1 pseudogene is annotated in these 387 nt (G+C 68.7%); it reads right to left on the minus strand.

Annotation, left to right across the window (positions count from 1 at the left end):
* Positions 1–340 (minus strand): annotated as a pseudogene (locus tag G3I17_RS39530) (hypothetical protein); the annotation flags it as partial.
* Positions 341–387: the final 47 nt, after the last annotated feature.

Consider the following 387-nt stretch of genomic DNA (forward strand, 5'->3'; position numbering starts at 1 on the left):
CCGTCACCGCGGCCGCCGAGGCCATCTGCCCGGCCCAACGGCTCGCCGCGGCCAGGTCCTCGTCGGGCCCCTGCTGAGGGGCTCGTAGCTGTGCCTCCATCAACGGCTGGAACGCCGAGACGTACGCGAACTGGGCCGGTTCGAAATCGCTCTCGTCCTTGCGTATCGACTCCTCCAGGTTCCCCTGCGGTCTGCCGGCCCAGCACAGGACGGTGCGCCCGCCACGCGCCCATCCGCCCCGGTCCGGGTAGTAGAAGTACGTCTGCAGGTGGCCGTAGGCCGTGAAGTCCAGCACGTAGTCCGTGAGAAGCGCCGCGCACCGGTCGCGAGAGGTCTTCATGACCTCTTCCGTACCGGGGAACGTTCCCTGACCGGTCAGCTCGAAGC

The organism is Streptomyces sp. SID13031, from assembly GCF_010548305.1.
Classification (GTDB): Bacteria; Actinomycetota; Actinomycetes; order Propionibacteriales; family Kribbellaceae; genus Kribbella.